This is a genomic window from Zeimonas sediminis (assembly GCF_023721795.1).
GTDB classification, from domain to species: Bacteria; Pseudomonadota; Gammaproteobacteria; order Burkholderiales; family Burkholderiaceae_E; genus Zeimonas; species Zeimonas sediminis.
The window spans coordinates 262,605-287,220 of record NZ_JAMQYE010000002.1 but is presented as its reverse complement, the minus strand read 5'-3'; the positions used below and the strand labels follow the sequence as shown (position 1 = coordinate 287,220).

19 protein-coding genes and 1 pseudogene are annotated in these 24,616 nt (G+C 71.9%); 13 read left to right on the top strand and 7 right to left on the bottom strand.

The genetic code is table 11. The annotated features are described in order from the left end of the window. Window positions 1–6: 6 nt before the first annotated feature. The 7 genes and pseudogenes from rsxB to M6I34_RS16715 form a co-directional block, all read right to left on the bottom strand. Window positions 7–633, bottom strand: a pseudogene (gene rsxB / locus M6I34_RS16745) (electron transport complex subunit RsxB); the annotation flags it as partial. Between the two features lie 10 nt (window positions 634–643). Further along, entirely contained in the window at window positions 644–1,921 is a 1,278-nt protein-coding gene (locus M6I34_RS16740; protein ID WP_272486951.1) for a polyhydroxyalkanoate depolymerase, read from the bottom strand. Between the two features lie 67 nt (window positions 1,922–1,988). Then, window positions 1,989–5,756, bottom strand: a complete 3,768-nt coding sequence (locus M6I34_RS16735; protein WP_272486950.1) for an FAD-dependent oxidoreductase — start codon at window positions 5,754–5,756, stop codon at window positions 1,989–1,991. Further along, window positions 5,753–6,076: a ferredoxin FdxA gene (fdxA, locus tag M6I34_RS16730; protein WP_272486949.1), complete on the bottom strand. Its 324-nt coding sequence runs from the start codon at window positions 6,074–6,076 to the stop codon at window positions 5,753–5,755. Before fdxA ends, M6I34_RS16735 begins: the two co-directional genes overlap by 4 nt. 52 nt (window positions 6,077–6,128) lie before the next feature. Then, window positions 6,129–7,325, bottom strand: coding sequence for an amidohydrolase family protein (locus tag M6I34_RS16725; RefSeq protein WP_272486948.1), 1,197 nt, complete (start codon window positions 7,323–7,325; stop codon window positions 6,129–6,131). Further along, on the bottom strand, window positions 7,318–8,091 hold the full coding sequence (locus M6I34_RS16720; protein WP_272486947.1) for a TetR/AcrR family transcriptional regulator: 774 nt from the start codon (window positions 8,089–8,091) through the stop codon (window positions 7,318–7,320). The genes M6I34_RS16725 and M6I34_RS16720 overlap by 8 nt, the downstream gene beginning before the upstream one ends. Window positions 8,092–8,094: 3 nt before the next feature. Beyond that, window positions 8,095–8,868, bottom strand: coding sequence for a ferredoxin--NADP reductase (locus M6I34_RS16715; protein ID WP_272486946.1), 774 nt, complete (start codon window positions 8,866–8,868; stop codon window positions 8,095–8,097). A 253-nt stretch (window positions 8,869–9,121) separates the two neighbouring features. On the opposite strand from M6I34_RS16715, the gene M6I34_RS16710 reads away from it, so the two are divergent. The 13 genes from M6I34_RS16710 to M6I34_RS16650 all read left to right on the top strand — a co-directional run bounded on the left by M6I34_RS16710 (window position 9,122) and on the right by M6I34_RS16650 (window position 24,616). Continuing rightward, window positions 9,122–10,780, top strand: coding sequence for a 6-hydroxynicotinate reductase (locus M6I34_RS16710; protein WP_272486945.1), 1,659 nt, complete (start codon window positions 9,122–9,124; stop codon window positions 10,778–10,780). Window positions 10,781–10,790: 10 nt separating this feature from the next. Then, window positions 10,791–11,813, top strand: coding sequence for a UPF0280 family protein (locus M6I34_RS16705; RefSeq protein ID WP_272486944.1), 1,023 nt, complete (start codon window positions 10,791–10,793; stop codon window positions 11,811–11,813). A gap of 52 nt (window positions 11,814–11,865) precedes the next feature. Next, entirely contained in the window at window positions 11,866–12,507 is a 642-nt protein-coding gene (locus M6I34_RS16700) for an amino acid synthesis family protein (protein WP_272486943.1), read from the top strand. 26 nt (window positions 12,508–12,533) lie between these two features. Then, window positions 12,534–13,118: an amino acid synthesis family protein gene (locus M6I34_RS16695; RefSeq protein ID WP_272486942.1), complete on the top strand. Its 585-nt coding sequence runs from the start codon at window positions 12,534–12,536 to the stop codon at window positions 13,116–13,118. A gap of 38 nt (window positions 13,119–13,156) precedes the next feature. Beyond that, the gene (locus M6I34_RS16690) at window positions 13,157–14,359 is read left to right on the top strand and encodes an ABC transporter substrate-binding protein (protein ID WP_272486941.1); all 1,203 of its coding nucleotides are present in this window, start codon (window positions 13,157–13,159) and stop codon (window positions 14,357–14,359) included. Continuing rightward, complete coding sequence (locus M6I34_RS16685) at window positions 14,359–16,248, top strand: ABC transporter permease (protein ID WP_272486940.1); 1,890 nt, start codon at window positions 14,359–14,361, stop codon at window positions 16,246–16,248. The genes M6I34_RS16690 and M6I34_RS16685 overlap by 1 nt, the downstream gene beginning before the upstream one ends. Window positions 16,249–16,252: 4 nt before the next feature. After that, window positions 16,253–17,068: an ABC transporter ATP-binding protein gene (locus tag M6I34_RS16680; RefSeq protein ID WP_272486939.1), complete on the top strand. Its 816-nt coding sequence runs from the start codon at window positions 16,253–16,255 to the stop codon at window positions 17,066–17,068. After that, window positions 17,065–17,874, top strand: coding sequence for an ABC transporter ATP-binding protein (locus tag M6I34_RS16675; RefSeq protein ID WP_272486938.1), 810 nt, complete (start codon window positions 17,065–17,067; stop codon window positions 17,872–17,874). The genes M6I34_RS16680 and M6I34_RS16675 overlap by 4 nt, the downstream gene beginning before the upstream one ends. Window positions 17,875–17,897: 23 nt before the next feature. Next, on the top strand, window positions 17,898–18,395 hold the full coding sequence (locus M6I34_RS16670; RefSeq protein ID WP_272486937.1) for a (2Fe-2S)-binding protein: 498 nt from the start codon (window positions 17,898–17,900) through the stop codon (window positions 18,393–18,395). Continuing rightward, window positions 18,392–21,976, top strand: a complete 3,585-nt coding sequence (locus M6I34_RS16665; RefSeq protein WP_272486936.1) for a molybdopterin cofactor-binding domain-containing protein — start codon at window positions 18,392–18,394, stop codon at window positions 21,974–21,976. Before M6I34_RS16670 ends, M6I34_RS16665 begins: the two co-directional genes overlap by 4 nt. 13 nt (window positions 21,977–21,989) lie before the next feature. Continuing rightward, a complete protein-coding gene (locus tag M6I34_RS16660; RefSeq protein WP_272486935.1) occupies window positions 21,990–22,601 on the top strand; it encodes a nucleotidyltransferase family protein in 612 nt (203 codons plus the stop codon). A 141-nt stretch (window positions 22,602–22,742) separates the two neighbouring features. Next, window positions 22,743–23,918 (top strand): nicotinate phosphoribosyltransferase, encoded by a 1,176-nt coding sequence (gene pncB / locus M6I34_RS16655; RefSeq protein WP_272486934.1) that lies wholly within the window; start codon window positions 22,743–22,745, stop codon window positions 23,916–23,918. Window positions 23,919–23,953: 35 nt separating this feature from the next. After that, window positions 23,954–24,616 (top strand): LutC/YkgG family protein, encoded by a 663-nt coding sequence (locus M6I34_RS16650; protein ID WP_272486933.1) that lies wholly within the window; start codon window positions 23,954–23,956, stop codon window positions 24,614–24,616.

Genomic DNA, 24,616 nt, shown 5'->3' with positions numbered 1-24,616 from the left:
CGCACCCTCCAGCCTCTCGCGAGCGCGACGCATCGCCGCCTCGATCGCCGCGCGCTTGCGCGCCTGTGCGTCGTCGTGCGCGGCGGAAGCGCCGCGGGCCGCCAGCCGCTGCTGGCGGGCGCGCCGGTCACGCTCGAGCCGCAAGCCGCGCGCGCGATAGCGGCCGCGCGCCGCCGCCGCGTCGGTGTCGGTCCACCGGGCGTCGTCGGCCCCGAGGGGAAGCATCTCGATGCAGTCGACCGGGCAGGGGGGCACGCACAGGTCGCAGCCGGTGCACAGCGCCGCGATCACCGTGTGCATCCGCTTGCGCGCGCCGATGATCGCGTCGACCGGGCAGGCCTGGATGCACTTGGTGCAGCCGATGCACAGGTCGGGATCGATCCGGGCGACCCGCCTGGGCGCCTCGACGCCGCACTCGGGGTTCAGCGGCAGCTCGGGCCGCCCCAGCAGGCGGGCGAGACGCGCGATGCCGGCCGCGCCGCCCGGCGGGCAGCGGTCGATCTGCGCGCGCCCGGCCGCGATCGCCTCGGCATAGGGCCGGCAGCCGTCGTAGCCGCACTTCGTGCACTGCGTCTGCGGCAGCAGCGCGTCGATCGCGTCGGCCAGCGTCGCGCCGGACGGTTCTGCGGACATCGGGTCCGGGTCAGCCGACCAGCTTGAGCTGCCCCCCGTCGCGGCGGTGCTGCTGGATGAACGCGCGCACCTCGGGGCAGACCATCTCGCGCCAGCGCCGGCCGCTGAAGATGCCGTAGTGGCCGGCGCCCGGCACCACGAAGTGCTGCTTGTTCTTCTTCGGGATGCCCGAGCACAGTCCCTGCGCCGCCTCGGTCTGGCCGAGCCCCGAGATGTCGTCGAGCTCGCCCTCGATCGTGAACAGGGCCACGTCGGTGATGTCGGCCGGGTTCACGCGCCAGGTCTTGCCTTCGAACTCGACGTCCCAGGTGCCCAGCGGCAGCGCGTGCTCCTGGAAGACCAGCCGGATCGTGTCCAGGTAGTACTCGGCCGGCATGTCCAGCACCGCGTTGTACTCGTCGTAGAAGCGGCGGTGCGACTCGGCGTCGTCCATGTCGCCGCGCACCAGGTCGAGATAGAAGTCCCAGTGCGAGGTCATGTGCCGGTCGGGGTTCATCGCCACGAAGCCGGCGTGTTGCAGGAAGCCGGGATAGACTCGGCGGCCGGCGCCCGGATAGCGGCTCGGCACGCGGTGGATCAGCATCCGCTCGAACCAGTCGTGGCTGCGGGTCATCGCCAGGTCGTTGACCTTGGTCGGGCTGCTTCGCGTGTCGATCGGCCCGCCCATCATCGTCATCGTGCGCGGCTGGTGCGGGTCCTTCATCGAGGCCATCAGCGACACCGCCGCCATCACCGGCACCGTGGGCTGGCAGACCGACAGCACGTGCACCTCGGGCCCGAGGTGCCGGATGAAGCGGATCGCGTAGCCGATGTAGTCGTCGAGATGGAAGGGGCCGTGCCAGGTGGACACCATCCGCGCATCGACCCAGTCGGTGATGTACACGTTGTGATCCGGCAGCAGCGCGCGCACCGTGTCGCGCAGCAGCGTGGCGTGATGCCCGGACAGCGGCGCGAAGACCAGCACCGCGGGGTCGGTCGAGCGATGCGCCAGCGACTTCGGCAGCAGCCGCTCGAACTTCAGCAGCCGGCAGAACGGGAAGTTCATCTCGACCCGCTCGACGATCGGCACCTCGGTGTCGTCGATCCGGGTGGCGCTCAGCCCGAACTCGGGCTTCTCGTAGTCCTTGCCGAGCCGGTACAGCAGCTCGAAGCCGGCCGAGATCCGGTTGGAGAACGGGAACATCGCCATCGGGCTGTAAGGATCGCCGTACAGAAGGCTCATCGAGTCGGCCCAACTCGACAGCGGCTTGAGCACCGCCCGCTGGGCTTCGCGAATCTGGTAGAGCATGGTCGGGGTCCTGATTGCGAACGATTTCGGCAGGGGGTCTGCTGCAATGCGCAAACCCCCACGACTGTCATGAGTATGACACGAGGCCCCGGATCCAGCTCGCGGCGAGCTTTTCCTGCAGCGAGTTCTGGGCCAGCCGTTGTTGCAGAGCGGCGAAATCGACCCTTTCCAGCGGCTGGTCCTGCTCGAAGCAGGAGAAGACCAGTTCGATCTTTCCGGTGGCCGGGTCCTTCTGCGGCTGGAGGCACTGGCCGCAGATCTCCTTCAGCATGCACTGCATCGGCGAGTTGACCGAGCCGATGCCCCGGTGGCCGGGCTTCAGGAAGGGCTTCAGCGCGCCCTCGCGGGCGGCGGCGACCGCCGCCATCATCCGGTCGGAGCCGATCGCCAGGATCCGGTCGGCTTCCTGGAGCCGCGGCGAGCCGGCCTCCGGCGCCAGGCGGCCGTCCGCCCACGCCTGCATCGCTTCGACGATGTTGCCGACGAAGGCCCGGTCCTGCGGCCGGCCGGGCACGAAGCCGGGCGCCTCGTCGCAGCACCAGACCACCGCGTCGGCCGCCGACTCGATGTCGGCGACCCGGTAGCGGTCTTCCGCCCGCCGGTAGCCGGCGAAATACAGCACCCGGGAACCCGCGGCCCGGAACGCCGCGCCGATCGAGAACAGCACCGCGTTGCCGAGGCCGCCGCCCGCCAGCACCACGGTTTCGCCGGCGGCGATCTCGGTCGGCGAGCCGGTCGGCCCCATCAGGACCACCGGCTCGCCCGGCTGCAGCCGCTCGCAGAGGTTGGACGAACCGCCCATTTCCAGCACGATCGTCGACACCAGCCCGCGCTCGCGGTCTACCCAGGCGCCGGTCAGCGCCAGGCCTTCCATGGCCAGCCGGGTCGCCTGCGCCCCGCTGCCCAGCACCGGTGCCAGCGTCTCGTAGTTCTGCAGCCGGTAGAACTGGCCGGGCGCGAAATTTCGGGCTGCGAGCGGCGCGCGGACCACGACCTCGACGATGGTCGGCGTGAGCCGCTCGACGCGCTCGACACGGGCGCGCAACAGGTCGCCGATCCGCTCCGCGAACGCCTCGAAGCCGGCCGGATCGGCCGGGGCGCGCCGCCGCAGCACCCGGTCCACGACCGGATGGCCGCGCAACGCGGAGGCCATCGCCTTGACGACGTTGCCCGACCAGCCCGGATGCAGGTCGCCGAAGAAGGACATCATCCGGCCGTCGCCGGGCCCGGCCAGCAACACCTGCGGCGACTCGGGCTTCGGATTTCCGTGCTCGGGCCGGACCGGGCGGCCTTCCTCGTCGACCGCTGCGAAGTGCCGGCCGTCGAGCGAGAAGCGGCCCGGCGCCTCGCGCGCGGCGACCGTGTTCGGCCGGGTGCCGGCGGCGATCAGCACGGTGCGCGCGGGCCAGGACAGGCGCTCTGCGTCGGCGGCATCGGCGGCATCGGCGGCATCGGCGGCATCGCGGGCATCGCGGGCATCGCGGGCATCGCGGGCATCGCGGGCATCGCGGGCGTCGTCCGCGCCCGCGTCCACCCCGGTCCGCGCGAACACGATCGCGCTCGCCGCGCCGCTGTCGTCGACCTCGATCCGCCGCGGCTCGAGCCCCTCGGCGAAGTGAACGCCTTCCTCGAGCGCCTTCTCGAGCTCCTCGTGATTGAGCCGGTAGGCCGGACTGTCGACCAGCCGCCTGCGGTAGGCGATCGTCACGCCGCCCCAGCCGGCCAGCAGCTCGGCCAGGCGCGGCGCGCGGCCCTCGCGGCGGGCGGCCTCGCGCTCGGCCCGGATCGTCCGGCCGTGGGCCAGGAATTCGTCGGCCAGCGCCGCCTCCTCGGCGGTCCAGCCCGACCGCGTCGCCGCCTCCCCCTGGCGGGCGACCAGCGATTCGTGCCGCAGCAGGAACTTCTCGACCTGGGAGACGTAGTAGGCCTGCGCCTCGGTGGCGGCGTCGATCGCGGTCAGGCCGCCGCCGATCACCACGACCGGCAGCCGCAACTGCAGGTTGGCCAGCGAGTCGGCCTTCGCGGCCCCGGTCAGCTGCAGCGCCATCAGGAAGTCGCTGGCCGTGCGCACGCCGCGCGCCAGCCCGTTCGGGATGTCGAGCACCGTCGGGCGGCCGGCGCCCGTCGCCAGCGCCACGTGGTCGAAGCCGAGCGCGAAGGCGCCGTCGGCGTCCAGCGTGCCGCCGAAGCGCACCCCGCCGAACAGTGCGAAGCGCTCGCGCCGCTCGAGCAGCAGGCGGACGATCGTCAGGTTGTTCTTGTCCCAGCGCGCGGTGATGCCGTACTCGGCCACGCCGCCGAAGCCGGCCCCGATCCGGGTCTCGAGCGGCTCGCGCAGTTCGGCGACGTCGCGTACCGGCTCGAAGGGCACGCGATGGCCGTCCAGCGTCGTGCCCGACAGCCGCCCGGGAAGCGGCTCGATCTTCAGCCCGTCGATGCCGACGACACCGTGGCCGTCGTTCAGCAGGTGGTGGGCCAGCGTGAAGCCGGCCGGCCCCAGCCCGGCCACCAGCACCTTGCGCCCGCTGTCGGGGGCGGGCAGGGGCCGCGCCAGGTTCATCGGGTTCCAGCGGGTCAGCAGCGAGTAGACCTCGAAGCCCCAGGGCAGCGCGAGCACGTCGTTCAGCGTGCGGGTCTCGGCCTGCGGGATGTCCACCGGCGTCTGCTGCTGGTACACGCAGGCCTTGACGCAATCGTTGCAGATCCGGTGGCCGGTCGCCGCCACCATCGGGTTCTCGACGACGATCGCCGCCAGCGCGGCGATCGGATGGCCGGACTTCTTCAGCGTCTGGAATTCGGAGATCCGTTCTTCCAGCGGGCAGCCGGCCAGGGTCGTGCCGAGCGCGGAGCGGCGGAATCGCGAGACGCCGGCGGGCCCGCTGCCGTCGTGGGCGGCGCCTGCCGTGCCGGGGCTGGCTCCGCCGGGCGCCCCGGCCCGCCCGGCCGCAGCGGGCAGGCCGTGCGAGCAGGAGTCCGTGCCCTGCTTGTGGCAGAGCAGGCAGTAATGAATCTCGTCGAGCGCCGAGGCCAGCGTCGGCCCGGGGTCGGTCAGGCCGAAGCCGTCCCGGCGCCGGATCGCCTCGGGGCGGATCGTGTGGACCGTGGCGCCGCCGGCCAGCTCGCTGCGGGTCTGCTCGGGCAGCGCCCAAGGCTCGACCTGGCGCGGATGGCGGAACAGCACGCCTTTGCCGTGGCGCCGCCGGCCGGCCTCGGTCAGCACGGCCCAGGCGCTGTAGTGCCTGGCCGTTTCCAGCAGGGATTCGGCCCGGGCCCGCTCGGCCTCGCCGGCCGAGTCGTCGGCCGCCAGCGCCTGCCAGCCGAGCACCGCGCGCGCGAAGCCGGCTTCGTCGAGGTCGTCGCTGGCGGCGGGGGCGTCGGAATCGATCGGCGCGTGCGCGAGTGCGGCGCCGGCCGCGGAAGTGGCCGGGCGCAAGGCCGCGACGAGCCGCTCGCGCGCCGCGTCGGCGTCGAAGCCGGCCAGGTCGTCGAGCGTCAGCGACAGCAGGGCCTGCCGCTTCACGAACTTGTACTTGACGCGCCACAGGGGCGCCAGCGCCTGCTGCGACGCGACCAGGCCGGCCAGCGCGTCGGCGATGCCGAACAGCTCGGCGACGAAGGCTTCGAGGTGGGGCGCGAGCGCGATCAGCAGCGGCGCCTGTTCGCGGGCCGAAGCCGGCGGCGCGGCCCTGGCCTGGACGAGCCGTTCGGCCAGCGCCGCGTCGCGCGCGGCCAGCGAGTCGAGGAAGGCGCGGTCGAGCCTCAGCAGGCCGTCGCGGCGGTACAGGTCCTCGAAGGACAGCCCGAAGGCCAGGGACAGCCCGCCGGCCGGACTCAACGCTGCAGGTGCTCCAGCTTGCCCTTGACGTCCTTCCAGTCGTCGGCGTCGGGCAGGGAATCCTTGGTGCGGGTGATGCTCGGCCAGACCTTGGCCAGCTCGGCGTTCAGCTCGGTGAACTGGCGCTGGTCGGCGGGCACGTCTTCCTCGGCCACGATCGCCTCGACCGGGCACTCGGGAATGCAGACCGCGCAGTCGATGCATTCGTCGGGGTCGATGACGAGCATGTTCGGCCCTTCACGGAAGCAGTCGACCGGGCAGACGTCGACGCAATCGGTGTACTTGCACCGGATGCAGGAATCGAGGACGACGTGAGTCATGGCGGAGGGGATCTCGGAGCTGTGTCGGATTGGGCGGATTTTACTCCCGCCGTCAATGCGCGCCGACCACGACCGGCACCTCGGTGGCCGGGGGCGTGTTGCGGCTGCGCCCGCAGCGCACGATGCCGTCGATCATCACCATGCCGACGCCAGGGATGTCGCCGAGCTGCACGCTCTCGAGCAGCGTGCGGCCGGCCGTGTGCTGGGCGCGGTCCATGAACACGAAGTCGGCCGCGCGGCCCGGTTCGACCAGCCCGCAGTTCAGGTTGCGGATCCGGGCGGTGTTGCCGGTGGCGAAGCAGAAGACCAGCTCGGCCGGAATGCCGGCCATGCTCGAGAGCAGCGCGATCATCCGCAGCATGCCCAGCGGCTGCACGCCCGAGCCGGCCGGGCCGTCGGTGCCGAGGATCACACGGTGGGGGCACTTCAGCTGCAGCGCGGCCTGCGCGGCGGCGATCGCGACCTTCTCGTTGCCGTTGTGCACGATCTCGATCGCCCGCGACGACTTCTCGCAGAGCTCGCACACGTGCGCCTCGGGCAGCGAGGTGTGGCCGCCGTTGATGTGCCCGATCACGTCGGCGTCGGCCTCCAGCACCACGTCCTTGTCGATCAGCCCGGAGCCCGGGATCGAGGGCCCGCCGGTGTGGATCGTGCTCTGGATCCCGTGCTTGCGCGCCCAGGCGACCATCTGCTTCGCCTCGTCGCCGGCCTTCACCGATCCCAGGCCCACCTCGCCGAGCAGCTTCACGCCGGCCTGCGCCAGGTCGGCGAAGTCCTGCTCGGTCATGCCCTTCTCGATGACCGGCGCGCCGGCAAGCACCTTCACGCCGCCCGGCCGGAAGTTGTCGAAGGCCCGCTGCGCGGTGATCGCCAGCGCCTTCAGCCCGACGATGTCCTTGGGTCGGCCGGGCAGGTGCACCTCGCCGGCGGAGATCATCGTGGTCACGCCGCCGTTCATCGTGGAATCGATCCACCCGAGCTGGTTCTGGCGCGGGGTCCAGTCGCCGAAGACCGGGTGCACGTGGCTGTCGATCAGGCCCGGGCACACGCAGGTGCCGCGCGCGTCGATCAGCGTGTCGGGCTGGCCGGTGTCGCATTCGGCTTCGCGTCCGACCGCGGCGATGATGCCGTCGTTCACGACGATCGTGTCGGCGTCGAGGATCGGGCGATCGATGTCGCCGGACAGGAGCAGGCCGATGTTCCTGATGACGACCTTGCCGGATTTTCCGGCGCTCGCGGCTTCAGCCATGTTCGGTCTCCGATGCGGTGGGGCGGGGGGTGGACGGCGAGACGACGCGCAGCACCGAGTCGATGATGAATCGCTCCCAGTAGGCCAGCGCCTCGGGCGCCTCGAGGTTCTCGCCGAGGAAGGTCGACAGCGTGTGACGGTTCGACAGGTAGAAATAGCCGAGCGAGGCGATCAGCAGGTAGACGTCGCGCGCCCGCAGCTCGGCGCGGAAGCGGCCCCGTTGCGCGCCGCTTCGCAGCACCCGTTCGAGCAGCGAGATCGCCGGCGACGAGTACTCGCCCGGCCGGCGCGACTTGGAGATGTGCCGCCCGCGGTGCAGGTTCTCCGAGTTCAGCAGCGTGATGAACTCGGGGTGCCGGTTGTAGTAGGACCAGATGAACCGGATGATCGTCTCGAGCGCCTCGACCGGGCGATCGAGGTCGAGCGCGAGCTCGGACTCGGCCTCGTTGAAGCGACGGTAGATCTCCTCGATCACCGCGATGAACAGGCCTTCCTTGCTGCCGAAGTAGTAGTAGATCATCCGGTCGTGCGACCGGGCCGCCTTCGAGATCTGCTCGATCCGGCCGCCCGCGAAGCCGTGCCGGGCGAAGACCCTGATCGCGGCGCGCAGCAGGCTTTCCCGGGTCGCCTGCGCGGCGAGCTCGCGCGTGCCGGGCTTGCGGGCCGTGCCGGGCGCGGCGCGCTTCCTCGGGCCGGCGGCGCCCGGCCTGGACGCGGCCGGGCGCGCGGTGCCCGCCGGGGCGGTGGAGCGGGCCGGCCGGGACATCGGCTACTGCTCGGCGAACGCGCGCTCGATGACGAAGTCGCCGGGCGTGGAAGTGTTGCCCTCGGTGAACCCGCGCTCCTCGAGCATGCGCTTGAGGTCGCGCAGCATCGCCGGGCTGCCGCAGATCATCACGCGGTCCTCCTTCGGGTCGAGCGGCGGCACGCCGAGGTCCGCGAACAGCTTGCCCGACTCGATCAGCTCGGTGACGCGGCCCATGTTCTGGTACTGCTCGCGCGTCACCGTCGGGTAGTAGCGCAGCTTGCTCGACACCATCTCGCCGATGAACTCGTGGTGCGGCAGCTGCTCGACCAGCATGTCGTGATAGGCGAGCTCGTCGACCTGTCGCACGCCGTGCACCAGGATCACCGTGTCGAACTTCTCGTAGGTGTCCGGGTCGCGGATGATGCTCATGAAGGGCGCCAGCCCGGTGCCGGTCGACAGCAGGTACAGCCGCTTGCCGGGCAGCAGGTAGTCGATCACCAGCGTGCCGGTGGGCTTGTGGCCGACGATGATCGAGTCGCCCGGCTGGATGTGCTGCAGCCGCGATGTCAGCGGGCCGTCGGGAACCTTGATGCTCAGGAACTCGAGGTGGTCCTCGTAGTTCGGGCTCACGATGCTGTAGGCGCGCAGCAGCGGCTTGCCGTCGACCCTGAGCCCGATCATCGTGAAGTGCCCGTTCCTGAACCGCAGCGCCTGGTTGCGCGTGGTGGTGAAGGTGAACAGGCGATCGGTCCAGTGGTGGACGCTGAGCACGCGTTCTTCGTCGAAGGCGGCCATCCGGGCGGCTCCATGGTGCCGCGGGCCGTCGCTCTCGGGGCCCGGGGCGGGGGTTCGAAAAAGCCGTTGCGCGGGCGCCGGCTTTCGTGTTTAACTTTCCGCCAATGTAGCGTTCACAACATCAACGTTAAGTGAATCCTACATAAAACCGGGCGGCAGGCGCAACAGGCGCGCAGGCCGCCGCGGCAGGCGGCCGCGGCACGAAGCCGGCCGCTACGGGGGCACCCATCCAGGCCATGAAGGCGCGCAGGCGATGACCGAGCACACGAAGACCGACGGCTTGCCCGAGGTCGAGCCGATCCCGCAGGTACTCGAGAAGGCCAGGCCGCGCAACGAGCGCATGGCCGCCGACAAGATCGAGTGCAACGCCTGCCCGGTGCTGTGCCAGATCGGCGAGGGCAGGGTCGGCGCCTGCGACCGCTACGCGAACTCCGGCGGCACGCTGGTGCGCGTCGATCCGGTCGTGATGCTCCGGCGCACCGTCGAGGACGCGGGCGCGAAGCTGGTCCGGTTCGCGGGCCGGCCGGCGCTGCCTGCCGGCCTTGCCGAAGCCGCCGGGGCGGACGGCGATGCGAGCGGGCTCGACCCCGCCGGCGCCGAAGCCGGGGTCGCCGACTGGGACGGCGACCTGCTGCGCGCCAACGAGGTCTTCGTGACCGGCATCGGCTCGTCGACCACCTACCCCGACTACAAGCCGGCGCCCTTCATCGTGGCCTCGCAGGCCGACGGCGTCGACATGGTCACGGTGGTCACCGAGGGGATCTTCAGCTACTGCAGCCTGAAGGTGAAGATCGACACCGACCGCTACCTCGGCCCCGAGCAGGCGAACGTGCGTTGCCGCGGCGAGGTGGTCGGCCATGTCACCACCGCCGAGTACGGCTCGCAGATGCTGTCCCTCGGGGGCGTGCATCACCTGACCGGCGGCAGCAAGAAGGAAGGCCGCGTCACCGTCGAGATGATGCAGGCGCTGGGCAACCGCCAGCCGGTCGAGCTCACGATCGACGGCGGCGCGCAGCTGCTGGTGCAGGCCGGCAGGCCGCCGGTGGTCAACGGCGTCGAGGAGCAGCGGATGCGCGTCGGCTGCGGCTCGGCCACCATCGGCATCTTCGCCAAGCAGTTCTACGGTCGGGTCGACGAGGTCGTCGTCGTCGACGACCACATCACCGGCGTGCTGACCGAGCACCAGGCCGGCCGTTGCCTCGACATGAGGCCTTCGGGCCTGAGGATCCGCGGCCGGAAGTCCACGCCGGGCCGCTACTTCCAGGTCGCCAATCCCGGCACCGGCTGGGGAGGCACCGACATCGCCGACCCGCTGTCGATCGTCGAAGGCTGGGACCCGAAGCTGGCCTGGCCGGGCCAGCGCGTGCTGATGGTGTCGACCACCGGCGAGCACGCCGCCTGGTACGAGCTCGACGAGGCGCTGGCGCCGCGCGAGGCCGAGATGCCCGAGGCGGTGCGGCGGATCGTCGAGCGGATCGGCGAGAACTGCGAACCCTCGCTCACCTCGGTGCTGTTCCTCGGCGGCGCGGGCGGCAGCCTGCGCGCCGGCGTCACCGAGAACCCGGTGCTGCTCACCCGCTCGATCAAGCAGAGCCTGGTCAACGTCACATGCGGCGGCGCGCCGGCCTACGTGTGGCCGGGCGGCGGCATCACGGTGATGGTCGACGTGATGCGCATGCCCGAGAACGCCTTCGGCACCGTGCCGACGCCCGCGATCGTCGCCCCGATCGAGTTCACGATGCGGGCCGACGACTTCGCCGCGCTCGGCGGCCACGTCGAAGAGGTGCGCACGCTCGGGCAGGCGCTGCGCAGCGGCGCCTGGCACGACGAGGGCGCGCCGGTCGCGCGCCGCTGGCTGGCCGCCGACCCGGCCAACCCCTGGCCGATCGGCCATGCGCCGATGCTCGGCTGAGGACCGACCGATGACCGCGCAGCGCGCGCCGCTTTCCGGAAACCGCTGGCACTTCTCGCACGGCCCGATCGACCTGGTGATCGGCGCCGACGGCGAGCCGGCCGCCGTGCGGGCCGCCCACGAGGCCGCGTGGGCGCGCTTCGCCACGGTGCTGCAGGAGCTGGTCGGCGAGTTGCCGGCGCTGCGCGCGCCGTTGTTGCCGGCCGCGATCGAAGACGGGCAGGCCGGTTCGCGCTGTCCGCTTCGCGGGCCGGTCGCCCGGCAGATGTGGGCCGCCTGCCTGCCCTTCGCAGACGAGTTCATAACCGCGATGGCGGCGGTCGCCGGCGCGGTCGCCGACGAGATCGTCGCCTCGTACCGCCGCCCCGGCATCGCTCGCGCCTGGGTCAACAACGGCGGGGACATCGCGCTGCACCTGGCCGAGGGCAACTCGGCCAGAGTCGGCCTGTTCGCCGACCTGGCGCGCCTCGCCCCGCTTTCGGGCATCGTGCCCGGCCGCGGCGCACCGCTCGGGCTCGACGGCCGATTCGAGATCGGCGCCGCGATGCCGGTGCGCGGCATCGCCACCAGCGGTTGGCGCGGTCGCAGCTTCTCGCTGGGCATCGCCGACAGCGTCACCGTGCTCGCCGGAACCGCCGCGCAGGCGGACGCCGCGGCCACGATGGTGGCCAACGCGGTCGATGTCGACGATCCGCGCATCGTTCGCCGCGCGGCCAGCGAATTGCGCGACGATACCGATCTCGGCGACCGGCTCGTCGTGGTCGACGTGCCGACGCTCGGACGGACTGCGGTGGCGCATGCGCTGCACGCGGGCGTGCGGCGGGCACGGGACTTGCACGGACGCGGATTGTTGCGGGCGGCCGTGCTGGTCTGCCAGGGACAGGCGGCCGTCGTCGGCGAGCCCGGCGCCAGGCCCGACGCGGCGGCGTCCGGTGCGGTGGCCGGAGGGCGGGTCGACACGGCGGCCGGGCAGTCTGCACCGCCCGTGCGGTCCCGGGCCGGCGCGGCGGCGGCCGCTCCGGGCTTCGCCTGAACGGTGGCCACCAGGAGCGACGGGTGCGGGAACAGCGAGGAGTGATTCGGGAATGATCGAGATTCGTCGGGTCTTCACGCAGGTCGAGGACATCTTCCACGAGTTCGGGCCGCCGCCGGAGCGGCCCCAGCGGCGTGGCGCGATCGTCGCGGTGCTGCGCAACCCGTACTCGGGGCGCTACGAGCCCGACATCCTGCCGATGATGGACGCGCTGCAGCCTGTCGGCGTGCAGATGGCGCACCGGTTGCTGGCGGCGATGGACGAACCGGTCGAGCGCATCGAAAGCTACGGAAAGGGCGCGATCGTGGGCGCCGACGGCGAGCTCGAGCACGGCGCGCTCTGGCACGTGCCCGGCGGCTACGCGATGCGCGAGCTGCTCGGCTGGAAGGGTAACGCCGCCGCGTATGCCCAGGGTCAGGGCGCCGCCGAGGGCGGCCAGCCCGGCAACGCGCTGGCGATCGTGCCCTCGACCAAGAAGGTCGGCCCGCCGGGCGCCACGCTGGACGTGCCGCTCACCCACATCAACGCGGCCTACGTGCGAAGCCACTTCGACGCGTTCGAGGTCCGCGTTCCGGGCGCGCCGCTGCCCGACGAGCTCGCGCTGGTGCTGGTGATGAGCACCGGGGCCCGCGTGCACGCGCGGGTCGGCGGGCTGAAGGCGTCCGAGATCTCGCGCTGGGACGGCCAGCGCTGAACGCAGCAGACGAGGAGAAACCGAAGATGTCGGCAAGGATCAGGAAGCTCGTCGTGCAGGTCGACGAGACCCGCGTCGAGATGGGCAAGGCGATCGAGCCGCCGATCCGGCGCGCCGTGGCGATCGCCGTGATCGAGAACCCTTGCGCCGGGCGCTACGTCGAGAACCTCGACGAGCTGATCGCGATCGGCGAGGAGCTCGGCGGGCTGCTCGGCGAGAAGTGCGTGAAGGCGCTGGGCATCGAGCCGGGCCGGGCGCACAGTTACGGCAAGGCGGCGATCGTCGGCGAGGCCGGCGAGCTCGAGCACGCCGCGGCGATCCTGCACCCGAAGCTGGGCGCGCCGCTGCGCAAGGCGGTCGAGAAGGGGGCGGCGCTGGTGCCGTCCGCCAAGAAGCGCGGCGGCATGGGCACCGCGATCGACGTGCCGCTCGGCCACAAGGACGCCGCCTACGTGCGCAGCCACTTCGACGCGATCGAGGCGCGGGTGGGCGACGCGCCGCGCGCCAACGAGATCGTCGTGGCCGTCGCGGTCACCGACGGCGGCCGGCCGCTGCCGCGAATCGGCGGCCTGCAGGTCGGCGAAATCCAGGGCACCGACGGGTTGCGCTGAAGTTGTCTGATCCGATTTCATCCAGGGAGAGCAGGACGATGCACACGAAACGAATCCTCGCGGCCGGCATCGCCGCGCTGGCCGCCACGCTCGCCGCCCCGGCGAGCGCGCAGGGCGTCATCAAGATCGGCGAGGTCAACAGCTACAAGGCGCAGCCCGCCTTCCTCGAGCCCTACCGCAAGGGCATGGAGCTCGCCGTCGAGCAGGTCAACGCGGCCGGCGGCGTGAACGGCAAGAAGATCGAGCTGGTGATCCGCGACGACAACGCGAACCCGGGCGACGCGGTCCGCGCCGCCGAGGAGCTGGTCTCGCGCGAGCGCGTCGACCTGCTCACCGGGACCTTCCTGTCGCACATCGGCCTGGCGATCACCGACTTCGCCAAGCAGAAGAAGGTGTTCTTCCTTGCCGCCGAGCCGCTCACCGACAAGATCACCTGGCAGAACGGCAACCGCTACACCTTCCGGCTGCGCCCGTCGACGTACATGCAGGTCGCGATGCTGGTGCCCGACGCGGTGGCGATGAAGAAGAAGCGCTGGGCGCTGGTCTATCCGAACTACGAGTACGGCCAGTCTGCGGCCGCCACCTTCAAGCAGCTGATGAAGGAGGCGCAGCCCGACATCGAGTTCGTGACCGAGCAGGCGCCGCCGCTGGGCAAGGTCGACGCGGGCAGCGTCGTGCAGGCGCTGGCCGACGCGAAGCCCGACGGCATCTTCAACGTGCTGTTCGGCGCCGACCTGGCGAAGTTCGTTCGCGAGGGCAACACCCGTGGCCTGTTCAAGGACCGCGAGGTGGTCAGCCTGCTGACCGGCGAGCCCGAGTACCTCGATCCGCTGAAGGACGAATCGCCCAACGGCTGGCTGGTCACCGGCTATCCGTGGTACGGGATCGACACGCCCGAGCACAAGGCCTTCCTCGCGGCCTATCAGAAGAAGTTCAACGACTATCCGCGCCTGGGCACGGTGGTCGGCTACAGCTCGATCATGTCGCTGGCCGCGGGCCTGAAGAAGGCCGGTTCCGCCGACACCGAGAAGATGATCGCCGCCTTCCGCGGGCTCGAGGTCGACACGCCCTTCGGACGGATCACCTACCGCCCGCAGGACCACCAGTCCACGATGGGCGGCTACGTGGGCCGCACGAAGAACGAGGGCGGCAAGGGCGTGATGGTCGACTACCGCTACGTCGACGGCACCAAGGTGCTGCCGTCCGACGAGGTCGTCAAGAAGCTGCGTCCGGCCGACTGATGAGCTTCTCGGGCTTCATCGTCCAGTTGCTGAACGGGCTGGCCGGCGCGTCTTCGCTGTTCCTGGTGGCGGCCGGGTTGTCGCTGATCTTCGGCGTCACCCGGATCGTCAACTTCGCGCACGGCTCGTTCTACATGGTCGGCGTCTACATCGCCTGGTCGCTGGTCGAGCGGATGGGCGCCGGCATCGGGTTCTGGCCGGCGCTGCTGCTGGCCGCGCTGGCGGTGGGCCTGCTCGGCGCGCTCGTCGAGATCCTGCTCCTGCGCAGGATCTACCGTGCGCCCGAGCTGTTCCAGCTGCTCGCCACCTTCGCGCTGGTGCTGGTGGTCAAGGACGCGGTGCTTTGGCTGTGGGGCCCGGAAGAGTTGCTCGGGCCGCGCGCGCCGGGGCTGGCCGGATCGGTCACGATCCTCGGCCGCCAGTTTCCGGAGTACGACCTGTTCCTGATCGTGGTCGGGCCGGTGGTGCTCGGCCTGCTCTGGCTGCTGCTCACCAGGACCCGATGGGGGACGCTGGTGCGCGCCGCCACGCAAGATCGCGAGATGGTCGGCGCGCTCGGCGTCAACCAGGCCTGGCTGTTCACCGCGGTGTTCGCGCTCGGCGCGATGCTCGCGGGCCTCGGCGGCGCGCTGCAGCTGCCGCGGGAGCCGGCCAACCTGGAGATGGACCTGCACACGATCGGCGCGGCCTTCGTGGTGGTCGTGGTGGGCGGCATGGGCTCGATCCCCGGCGCCTACGTGGCCGCGCTGCTGATCGCCGAGCTCAAGGCGATCTGCATCTGGCTCGGCGTCGTCGACGTGTTCGGCTTCGAGGTGTCGTTCTCCAAGCTCACGCTCGTCGTGGAGTTCCTGGTGATGGCGGTCGTGCTGGTCTGGCGGCCATGGGGACTGCTCGGGCGCCCGCAGGGGGCGAGCCGGCACGCGGGCGCGGTCGAGCCGCCGCTTCGCGCGGCCACCCGGCCCTTCCTGTACGCGAGCCTCGCGGTGCTGGCCGGGCTGGTGGTGTTCCCGCTGCTGACGAAGGCCTCGCCCTACCTGACCGTGCTGGCGATCGACCTGCTGATCGCGGCGCTGTTCGCGACCAGCCTGCACTTCATCATGGGGCCGGCCGGCCTGCACTCGTTCGGCCACGCGGCCTACTTCGGGCTGGGCGCCTACGGCGCGGCGCTGCTCGTGCGCGCGCTGGGGGTGCCGATGGAGCTCACGCTGCTGCTCGCGCCGCTGGTCGCGGCGATCGGCGCGGTGATCTTCGGCTGGTTCAGCGTCCGGCTCTCGGGCGTCTACCTAGCGATGCTGACACTGGCCTTCGCGCAGATCGCGTGGGCGATCGTCTACCAGTGGGACGACTTCACCGGCGGCAGCAACGGGCTGACCGGGGTCTGGCCCTCGGAGTGGCTGTCGGACAAGGTCAACTACTACTACCTGACGCTGGCCTTCGTGGCGGCGGGCGTGCTGCTGCTGCGCCGGATGCTGTTCTCGCCCTTCGGCTACGCGATGCGCGCGGGCCGCGACTCGCCGACCCGGGCCGACGCGATCGGCATCGACGTCAAGCGCGTGCAGTGGGCCGCCTTCGTGATCGCCGGCCTGTTCGCCGGGGTGGCCGGCGCGCTGTTCGCGTTCTCGAAGGGCAGCATCTCGCCCGAAACGCTGCACGTGGCGCGCTCGATCGACGGGCTGGTCATGGTGCTGCTGGGCGGCCTGCAGACCCTGGTCGGACCGGTCGTGGGCGCGGTCACCTTCACCTGGCTGCACGACACGGTCGCACGCAACACCGACTACTGGCGCGCGATGCTGGGCGCGATCATCCTGCTGCTGGTGCTGCTGTTCCCGCAGGGGATCGCCGGCTTCGCCAGGCAGGTCGCGGCGCGCAGGCTGGGCGAGGAGGCCTGAGCGAATGAGCCTGCTGAAAGTCACCGGGCTGGGCAAGTCCTTCGGCGGCGTGCGCGCGGTCGACGGCATCGACTTCGAGCTCGCCCGGGGCGAGCTGCTTGCGCTGATCGGGCCGAACGGCGCCGGCAAGTCCACCACCTTCAACATGGTCAACGGCCAGCTGCGCGCCGACTCGGGCTCGATCCGGCTCGACGGCACCGAGCTGATCGGGCTGAAGCCGCGCGAGATCTGGCGGCTCGGCGTGGGCCGGACCTTCCAGATCGCCGAGACCTTCTCCTCGCTGACCGCGGTCGAGAACGTGCAGATGGCGCTGATGTCGGCGGACCGGCGGCTCTACTCGATGTGGGCGCGCGGCGCGCGGCACCGCCGCGCCGAGGCGATCGAACTGCTCGACCAGGTCGGCATGGCCGCGCAGGCCGACCGGCCCTGCAGCGTGCTCGCTTACGGCGACGTCAAGCGGGTCGAGCTGGCGATCGCGATGGCCAACGCGCCGAAGCTGCTGCTGATGGACGAGCCGACCGCCGGCATGGCGCCGAAGGAGCGCAACGACCTGATGGCGCTCACCAAGCGCCTGGTGGTCGAGCGCGACATGGCGGTGCTGTTCACCGAGCACAGCATGGACGTCGTCTTCGCCTATGCCGACCGGATGATCGTGCTGGCGCGCGGCCGGTTGATCGCGGAGGGGCAGCCGGCCGAGATCCGCGACCATCCGAAGGTGCAGGAGGTCTATTTCGGTTCCGGCAAGACCTTCGAGAAGAAGCGTCCGGCGGCCGGGCAGGGCGCCGGGCCGGCGAGCGTCGCGAGCGAGGCGATCCGATGAGCCTCGGCAGCGGGGAGGGGGGTGCAGTGGACGCGCGGATCGAGCGGAGCGAACGGGTCGCGCAGCGCCATTCGCCGCAGGACGGGTCGCTGCTCGAGGTCGACGGGCTGTCGGCCTGGTACGGCGGCGCGCGCATCCTGTTCGACGTGTCGCTGAACGTAAGCCGGGGCGAGGTCGTCGCGCTGATGGGCCGCAACGGCGCGGGCAAGTCGACCACGCTCAAGGCGATCATGGGCATGGTGCCGCGCCGGCGCGGCCGGCTCGCGTTCATGGGGCGCGACATCTCGAACGCGGAGTCCCACCAGGTCGCATCGGCCGGGCTGGGCTTCGTGCCCGAGGACCGGCGGATCTTCACCGACCTGACCGTCACCGAGAACCTCGAGGTGGGCAGGCAGCCGCCCCGGCGCTGGCCCGACGGCGCCGCCGCGCCTTCCTGGACGCCCGGCAAGCTGTTCGAACTCTTCCCGAACCTCGGCGAGATGCCGGATCGCCCCGGCGGCCGGATGAGCGGCGGCGAGCAGCAGATGCTCACCGTGGCGCGCACGCTGATGGGCAACCCCTATCTCGTGCTGCTGGACGAGCCCTCCGAGGGCGTCGCGCCGGTCATCGTCGAGCAGATGGCGCAGATGATCCTGGAGCTCAAGGCCCAGGGCGTCAGCATCCTGCTGTCGGAGCAGAACATGCACTTCGCCGAGATCGTGTCCGATCGCGCCTACGTCCTGGAGAAGGGGCAGATCCGCTACGAGGCGACGATGCAGGAGCTCTCCGACAACGAGGAAGTGCGCCGCGCCTACCTGTCGGTGTAGGGCGCGTCGGCGCGCCACGGGCGATGACAGCGAACGGCGAACCGATCGAGCTCACGGTCAACGGCCGCCGGCACGCGCTGCAGGTGCCGGCCGATGCGCCGCTGCTGGCGGTGCTGCGAAACGACCTCGGTCTGAACGGCCCGAAGTACGGCTGCGGCCTCGGGCAGTGCGGCGCCTGCACCGTGCTGGTCGACGGCCGGGCGGCGCGTGCCTGCGTGATGCCGGTGAGCGGCGTGGCCGGGCGCAGCGTGACCACGCTCGAGGGGCTCGGCAGCCGCGAGGCGCCGCACCCGGTCCAGCGCGCCTTCATCGAGGCGCAGGCCGCGCAGTGCGGCTACTGCCTGAACGGCATGATCATGAGCACGGTGGCGCTGCTCGCCCGGAACCCCGCTCCCACCGAGGCGCAGGTGCGCGACGCGCTGTCGCACAACCTGTGCCGCTGCGGCACGCACCTCGAGATCCTCGCGGCGGTCGGGCTGGCGGCGAAGCTGCTCGCCGATGCCCAGGAGCCGCTGCGATGACCCGGCGCGCCGCGCAGGCGCTGAGCCGCGCCGACTTCCGCGCGGCCGCCGGCGTGCTGCTGGTGATGCGCGACCCGCCGCCGCCGCCACCGCCGGCGCCGGGACAGCCGCCGGCGGTGCCCGGCAATCCGGCCGAAGGGCCCGAGATCCTGGTCGCGGTCTGGGACGACGGCAGCGTCACCGCGCTGAACGGCCACGTCGACCTCGGCACCGGCATCCGAACGGCGCTCGCGCAGATCGCCGCCGAGGAGCTCGACGTGGCGCTCGACCGCGTCGAGATGGTGCTCGGCGACACGACCCGGGCGCCGAACCAGGGCGCCACGATCGCCAGCGCCTCGATCCAGATCCACGCGGTGCCGCTGCGCAAGGCCGCGGCCCAGGCGAGGGCCTGGCTGGTCGACGAGGCGGCAGTGCGGCTCGGCGTGGCGCCCGACGCGCTCGCGGTCGAGGACGGCACGGTGCGTGTGGCCGGCGATCCGTCGCGTGCGATCGGCTACGGCGAGCTGGTCGCCGGCCGTCACGTCGAGCTGATGCTGGCCGCCGAGGTCGGGGTCAAGCCGCCCGAGGCCTACCGGATCGTCGGCCAGCCGGTGCCGCGGGTCGACATCCCTGCCAAGGCCACCGGCGAGACCGTATTCGTGCACGACGTGCGGGTGCCGGGCATGCTGCACGGCCGCGTCGTGCGGCCGCCCTGGTCGGGCGCCGACCACGGGCCCTTCATCGGCAATTCGCTCGAGTCGGTCGACGAGTCCTCGATCGCGCACATTCCGGGAATCGTCGCCGTCGTCGTGGTCCGCGATTTCGTCGGCGTGGTGGCCGAGCGCGAGGAGCAGGCCGAACGCGCGATGCGCGAGCTGAAGCTCGGCTGGAAGCCTTGGCCGGCGCTGCCGCAGCTCTCGGACCTCGAGCAGGCGATCCGCGACAACCCGTCGAAGCGCCGGGTCGTGGCCGAGCGCGGCGACGTCGACGCTGCGCTCGCCGGCGCGGCGGTCACGATGCAGCGCACCTACGTCTGGCCCTACCAGATGCACGCGTCGATAGGGCCTTCGTGCGCGCTGGCCGATTGGCGCGGCGACCGGATGACGGTCTGGGCCGGGACCCAGTATCCGCACGCGCTGCGCGCGGACCTGGCGAAGCTCACCGGCCTGCCCGAGACGTCGATCGACCTGATCCGGATGGAGGCCTCGGGCTGCTACGGCCGAAACTGCGCCGACGACGTCGCGGCCGACGCGGCGCTGCTGTCGAAGGCGGTCGGCCGGCCGGTGCGGGTGCAGCTCACGCGCGAGCAGGAGCATTTGTGGGAGCCGAAGGGCGCGGCCCAGCTGATGGACGTGTCGGGCGGGCTGAACGCCGACGGCACCGTGGCCGGCTACGACTTCCGAACCGCCTACCCGTCCAACGGCGCGGTCACGCTCGCGCTGCTGCTGACCGGCGCGGTGCCGCCCGAGCCGGTCGCCTACGAGATGGGCGACCGGACCTCGGTGCCGCCCTATCGCTACGACAACCTGCGCGTGTCGATCGACGACATGGCGCCGATCCTGCGCGCGTCGTGGCTGCGCGGCGTGTCGGCGCTGCCCAACTCCTTCGCGCACGAGTCCTTCGTCGACGAACTGGCCACCGCCGCGGGCGTCGACCCGGTCGAGTTCCGGCTGCGCCACCTCGACGACCCGCGGGCGGCCGAGCTGATCCGGGCGACCGCCGACCGGGCCGGCTGGGTGCCGCACGACCGCCCGATGCTCAGGCCGCCCGAGGGCGACATCCTGAAGGGGCAGGGCTTCGCCTACGCCCGCTACGTGCACAGCCGCTTCCCCGGCTTCGGCGCCGCGTGGGCTGCCTGGGTCGCCGACGTCGAGGTCAACCGGGTCACCGGCGACGTGCACGTGAGCCGCGTGGTCGTCGGCCACGATGCGGGGCTGATGATCAACCCGGCCGGGGTGAAGCACCAGATCCACGGCAACGTCGTGCAGACCACCAGCCGCGCGCTGAAGGAGCAGGTGCGGATCGACCCGGCGACCAACACGGTGGCGAGCCGGGAGTGGGGCAGCTACCCGATCCTCAGCTTCCGCGAGGTGCCGGTCATCGAGGTGATGATGATGCCGCGGCCCGACCAGCCGCCGCAGGGCGCCGGCGAGTCCTCGTCGGTGCCGGGCACCGCGGCGATCGCCAACGCGATCTTCGACGCGACCGGCGTGCGCTTTCGCAAGCCGCCGTTCACGCCCGAGGTGGTGCGCGCGGCGCTGAATCCGCCGCCCCCGGAGCGGGCCGATCCGCCGAAGCCGCGCCGGCGCTGGTGGGGAACGCTGGGCGCGCTCGCCGCGGGCCTGGTCGCGCTCGGCGGCGCGGCGCTCGGATGGAAGCCCGCGATCGCGCCGGTGAGCCGGCCCGATCCGTCGATCTGGACCGCCGCCGTGATCGAGCGCGGTCGCCAGCTCGCCGCGGCCGGCGACTGCGTCGTGTGCCACACCGCGCCGGGCGGCGTGCCGAATGCCGGCGGGCGCGCGATGGAGACGCCGTTCGGCATCGTGCATTCGACCAACCTGACGCCCGATCCCGAGACCGGCATCGGCAACTGGTCGTTCAGCGCTTTCCAGCGCGCGATGCGCGAGGGGATCTCGCGCGACGGCCGCCACCTGTATCCCGCCTTCCCGTACACCGCGTTCACCCGGGTCACCGACGACGACCTGACCGCGCTGTACGCCTACCTGATGTCTCAGCCGGCGGTGCGCGCCGAGCCGCCGGCCACGAAGCTCGCCTTCCCGTTCGGCGCGCGGCCGCTGATGGCGCTGTGGAACGCGCTGTACCTCGACCCCGGCCCGGTCGCGGCCGACCCGGCGCGCAGCGCGCAGTGGAACCGCGGCGAGTACCTGGTCAACGGCCTCGGCCACTGCGGCGCATGCCACACGCCGCGCAACGCGCTGGGCGCCGAGCGGCGCGGCGAAGCCTGGCTCGCCGGCGCGGTGATCGACGGCTGGGAAGCGCCGGAGCTGACCGCCGCCAGCCGCGCGCCGGTGCCCTGGACCGAGGGCGATCTCTACGACTACCTGCGCGAAGGCTTCAGCGACCGTCACGGCGTCGCGGCCGGCCCGATGGCCGCGGTGGTGCGCGAGCTGTCGCAAGTGCCCGACGAAGACGTCCGCGCGATCGCGCACTACCTGGCCTCGGTCTCGACGCCTGCCGGCATGCCGCAGGCGGCGGCCGCGGCGCAGGCGGCGGTCGATCGCGCGACGGCGCAGGCCGCGCTGCTGCGCGGGCCCGAGCAGCGGATGTTCGAGCGGGCCTGCGGCGCCTGCCACCACGACGGCGACGCGCCGGTCGAGACCGGCCGCAACATCCCGCTGGCGCTCGCCACCAGCCTGCACAGCGACCGGCCGGACAATCTGGTGCGGACGATCCTCGAGGGCATCCGCGAGCCGGCGACGCCGGCGCTCGGCTTCATGCCCGGCTTTGCAGACAGTCTCGACGACCGCCAGGTCGCCGCGCTCGCGGCCTGGATGCGCGCCCGGTTCGCGCCCGGTGCGCCGGCGTGGACCGGGCTCGACGCCGCGGTCTCGCGAATCCGCGCGAAGCCGTCGGCGCCGTGACCCGGTCGCGGCGATGAGCGAGGTCTGCGCGCTGGTGCTCGCGGCCGGGGAAGGACGCCGCTTCGACCCGGACGGCCGCGCCTGGAAGCTGGCCGCGCCGCTGCCCGACGGCAGGCCGGTGCTGCGGGCCGCCTGCGAGGCACTGGTCGGCGTGGCCGACGAGATCGTCGTCGTCTGCGGCGCGCGGCAGCAGGAGGCCGAGCGCCTGCTGGCGGGCCTGGCAGTGCGGCTGCTGCGCTGCCCCGAGGCCGCGCTCGGCATGGGCGCGACCCTGAAGTGCGGCGTGCGCGAGACCCGGCCCTCGCTCGGCTGGCTGGTCGCGCTCGGCGACATGCCCTTCGTTTCGCGCGCCACGCACGCTGCGGTCCGGGCTCGGCTCGAGGCCGGCGCGGCGATCGCGAGGCCCTTCGTCGAGGGTCCGCCCGGGCATCCGCTGGCGGGTCGGGCCGGCCATCCGGTCGGCTTCGCGGCCTCGCTGCGGCCGCGGCTGCTCGCGATCGGCGACGAGGCGGGGGCGGCGGCCCTGCTGCGCGAGTCGCCCGACGCGCTCGCGCGGGTGCGCTGCGACGACCCGGGGTGCGTGAGCGACGTCGACGTCCCTGCCGACCTGGCGCCGCCGGCCTGAGGCGGTCCTGACCGGGCCTCGCGCGCACGCCGGGCCGCGAGTAATGGGCGCCGGTCCGGGCGCGGGCGGGGGGTATCATCGCGACGGGGGAGCGCCCGCCGGGCGCCGAATGCGCCGCAAAGCGGCATCGCGCCGATTCCGATGATCATCACCTCGCTGCTCGACACCGACCTGTACAAGTTCACGATGATGCAGGTCGTGCTGCATCACTTCCCCGGCGCGCAGGCCGAGTACCGGTTCAAGTGCCGCACCCCGGGGATCGACCTCAGGCCGCACGTGCCCGAGATCGTCGAGGAGATCCAGAACCTGTGCTCGCTGCGCTTTCGCGAGGCCGAGCTGGATTACCTGCGCGGGCTGCGCTTCATCAAGAGCGACTTCGTCGATTTCCTCGGCCTGTTCCAGATGAACGGCAAGTACATCTCGATCGCGCCGTCCGCGCAGGACGACGGCGAGATCGAGATCACGATCCGCGGGCCCTGGCTGCACACGATCCTGTTCGAGATTCCTGTGCTGGCGATCGTCAACGAGGTCTGGTTCCGCAACCTCGCGCCCGAGCCCGACTACGCGGAGGGCCGCCGCCGGCTCGACGAGAAGGTCGCGATGATCACCGGGCGGCCCGAGCTGGCCGGCATGAAGATCGCCGACTACGGCACCCGGCGGCGCTTCTCGCGCGTCTGGCACGAGGAAGTGCTGCTGACCGCCGCCAAGGGCCTCGACGGGCAGCTGGCCGGCACCTCGAACGTGCTGTTCGCGATGAAGCACGGCCTGATCCCGCTCGGCACGATGGCACACGAGTACATGCAGGCCTGCCAGGCCCTCGGCCCGCGGCTGCGCGACTCGCAGGCCTTCGCCTTCGAGATGTGGGCGCGCGAGTATCGCGGCGACCTCGGGATCGCGCTGTCGGACACCTACGGCTTCGACGCCTTCCTGCGCGACTTCGACATGTACTTCTGCAAGCTGTTCGACGGCGCGCGGCACGACTCCGGCGACCCCTACGACTGGGGCGAGCGGCTGATCCGCCACTACGAGGCCAACCGGGTCGATCCGAAGACCAAGACGCTGGTGTTCTCCGACGCGCTGACCTTCCCGCTGATGGTCGAGCTGTACCAGCGCTTCCGCGACCGCGCCCGGCTGTCGTTCGGCATCGGCACCAACCTGACCAACGATCTCGGCTACCAGCCGCTGCAGATCGTCATCAAGATGGTCCGCTGCAACGGCCAGCCGGTGGCCAAGCTGTCGGACACGCCCGAGAAGACGATGTGCGACGACCCGGCCTACCTGAACTACCTGAGGCAGGTGTTCGAGATCGGGCGGTGACTATAATCCCCGGTCATTCGCCCGAGGGGGAGACGATGGACACTTCGAAAGCGCGCGGCGCGATCCTCGCGCGCATCCGCAAGGCGCAGGGCCGCCCCGAGGCGGTCGGCGCGCTGGAGCGCCACGAGGCCGAGGCCTGGGTCGCCAGCCATCCGGTGGCGCCGCAGCCCTCGATCGGCGCCGACACGGTCGCGCACTTCGAGGCGCAGGCCCTGCGGATGATGTGCACGGTCGAGCGGGTGCGCGCGGCCGACGATGCGCCCGCCGCGATCGCCGCCTGGCTGCGGGCGAGCGGACTGGGCGAGCTTGCCGTCTGCTGGCCCGCGCTCGGCGATCTGCCCTGGGCGCAGGCGGGGCTGTCGGTCGAGGCCCGCGCGCCCGGCGGCGACGACAAGGTGGGCATCACCGGCGCGTTCGCCGCGATCGCCGAGACCGGCACGCTGATGCTGCTGTCGGGCCCCGACACGCCGGCCGCCACCCACCTGCTGCCCGAGACCCACGTCGCGATCGTGCCCGCCTCGCGGATCGTGCCGCACTACGAGGACGGCTTCGCGCTGATGCGCTCCGAGCGCGGGCAGCCGCCGCGCGCGATGAACCTGGTGTCCGGCCCCTCGCGCACCGCCGACATCGAGCAGACGATCGTGCTCGGCGCGCACGGCCCTTACCGGGTCCACGTCGTCATCGTCGAGGAGGCCTGA

What these genes read in the sequence shown, in the direction of transcription:
- M6I34_RS16715 (WP_272486946.1), bottom strand. Translation starts at nt 8,868, where the DNA reads ATGGCCGCCTTCGACGAAGAACGCGTGCTCAGCGTCCACCACTGGACC.
- M6I34_RS16725 (WP_272486948.1), bottom strand. Translation starts at nt 7,325, where the DNA reads ATGGCTGAAGCCGCGAGCGCCGGAAAATCCGGCAAGGTCGTCATCAGG.
- M6I34_RS16710 (WP_272486945.1), top strand. Translation starts at nt 9,122, where the DNA reads ATGACCGAGCACACGAAGACCGACGGCTTGCCCGAGGTCGAGCCGATC.
- M6I34_RS16700 (WP_272486943.1), top strand. Translation starts at nt 11,866, where the DNA reads ATGATCGAGATTCGTCGGGTCTTCACGCAGGTCGAGGACATCTTCCAC.
- pncB (WP_272486934.1), top strand. Translation starts at nt 22,743, where the DNA reads ATGATCATCACCTCGCTGCTCGACACCGACCTGTACAAGTTCACGATG.
- M6I34_RS16740 (WP_272486951.1), bottom strand. Translation starts at nt 1,921, where the DNA reads ATGCTCTACCAGATTCGCGAAGCCCAGCGGGCGGTGCTCAAGCCGCTG.
- M6I34_RS16660 (WP_272486935.1), top strand. Translation starts at nt 21,990, where the DNA reads ATGAGCGAGGTCTGCGCGCTGGTGCTCGCGGCCGGGGAAGGACGCCGC.
- M6I34_RS16675 (WP_272486938.1), top strand. Translation starts at nt 17,065, where the DNA reads ATGAGCCTCGGCAGCGGGGAGGGGGGTGCAGTGGACGCGCGGATCGAG.
- M6I34_RS16695 (WP_272486942.1), top strand. Translation starts at nt 12,534, where the DNA reads ATGTCGGCAAGGATCAGGAAGCTCGTCGTGCAGGTCGACGAGACCCGC.
- M6I34_RS16720 (WP_272486947.1), bottom strand. Translation starts at nt 8,091, where the DNA reads ATGTCCCGGCCGGCCCGCTCCACCGCCCCGGCGGGCACCGCGCGCCCG.
- M6I34_RS16665 (WP_272486936.1), top strand. Translation starts at nt 18,392, where the DNA reads ATGACCCGGCGCGCCGCGCAGGCGCTGAGCCGCGCCGACTTCCGCGCG.
- M6I34_RS16670 (WP_272486937.1), top strand. Translation starts at nt 17,898, where the DNA reads ATGACAGCGAACGGCGAACCGATCGAGCTCACGGTCAACGGCCGCCGG.
- M6I34_RS16650 (WP_272486933.1), top strand. Translation starts at nt 23,954, where the DNA reads ATGGACACTTCGAAAGCGCGCGGCGCGATCCTCGCGCGCATCCGCAAG.
- M6I34_RS16685 (WP_272486940.1), top strand. Translation starts at nt 14,359, where the DNA reads ATGAGCTTCTCGGGCTTCATCGTCCAGTTGCTGAACGGGCTGGCCGGC.
- M6I34_RS16680 (WP_272486939.1), top strand. Translation starts at nt 16,253, where the DNA reads ATGAGCCTGCTGAAAGTCACCGGGCTGGGCAAGTCCTTCGGCGGCGTG.
- M6I34_RS16690 (WP_272486941.1), top strand. Translation starts at nt 13,157, where the DNA reads ATGCACACGAAACGAATCCTCGCGGCCGGCATCGCCGCGCTGGCCGCC.
- fdxA (WP_272486949.1), bottom strand. Translation starts at nt 6,076, where the DNA reads ATGACTCACGTCGTCCTCGATTCCTGCATCCGGTGCAAGTACACCGAT.
- M6I34_RS16705 (WP_272486944.1), top strand. Translation starts at nt 10,791, where the DNA reads ATGACCGCGCAGCGCGCGCCGCTTTCCGGAAACCGCTGGCACTTCTCG.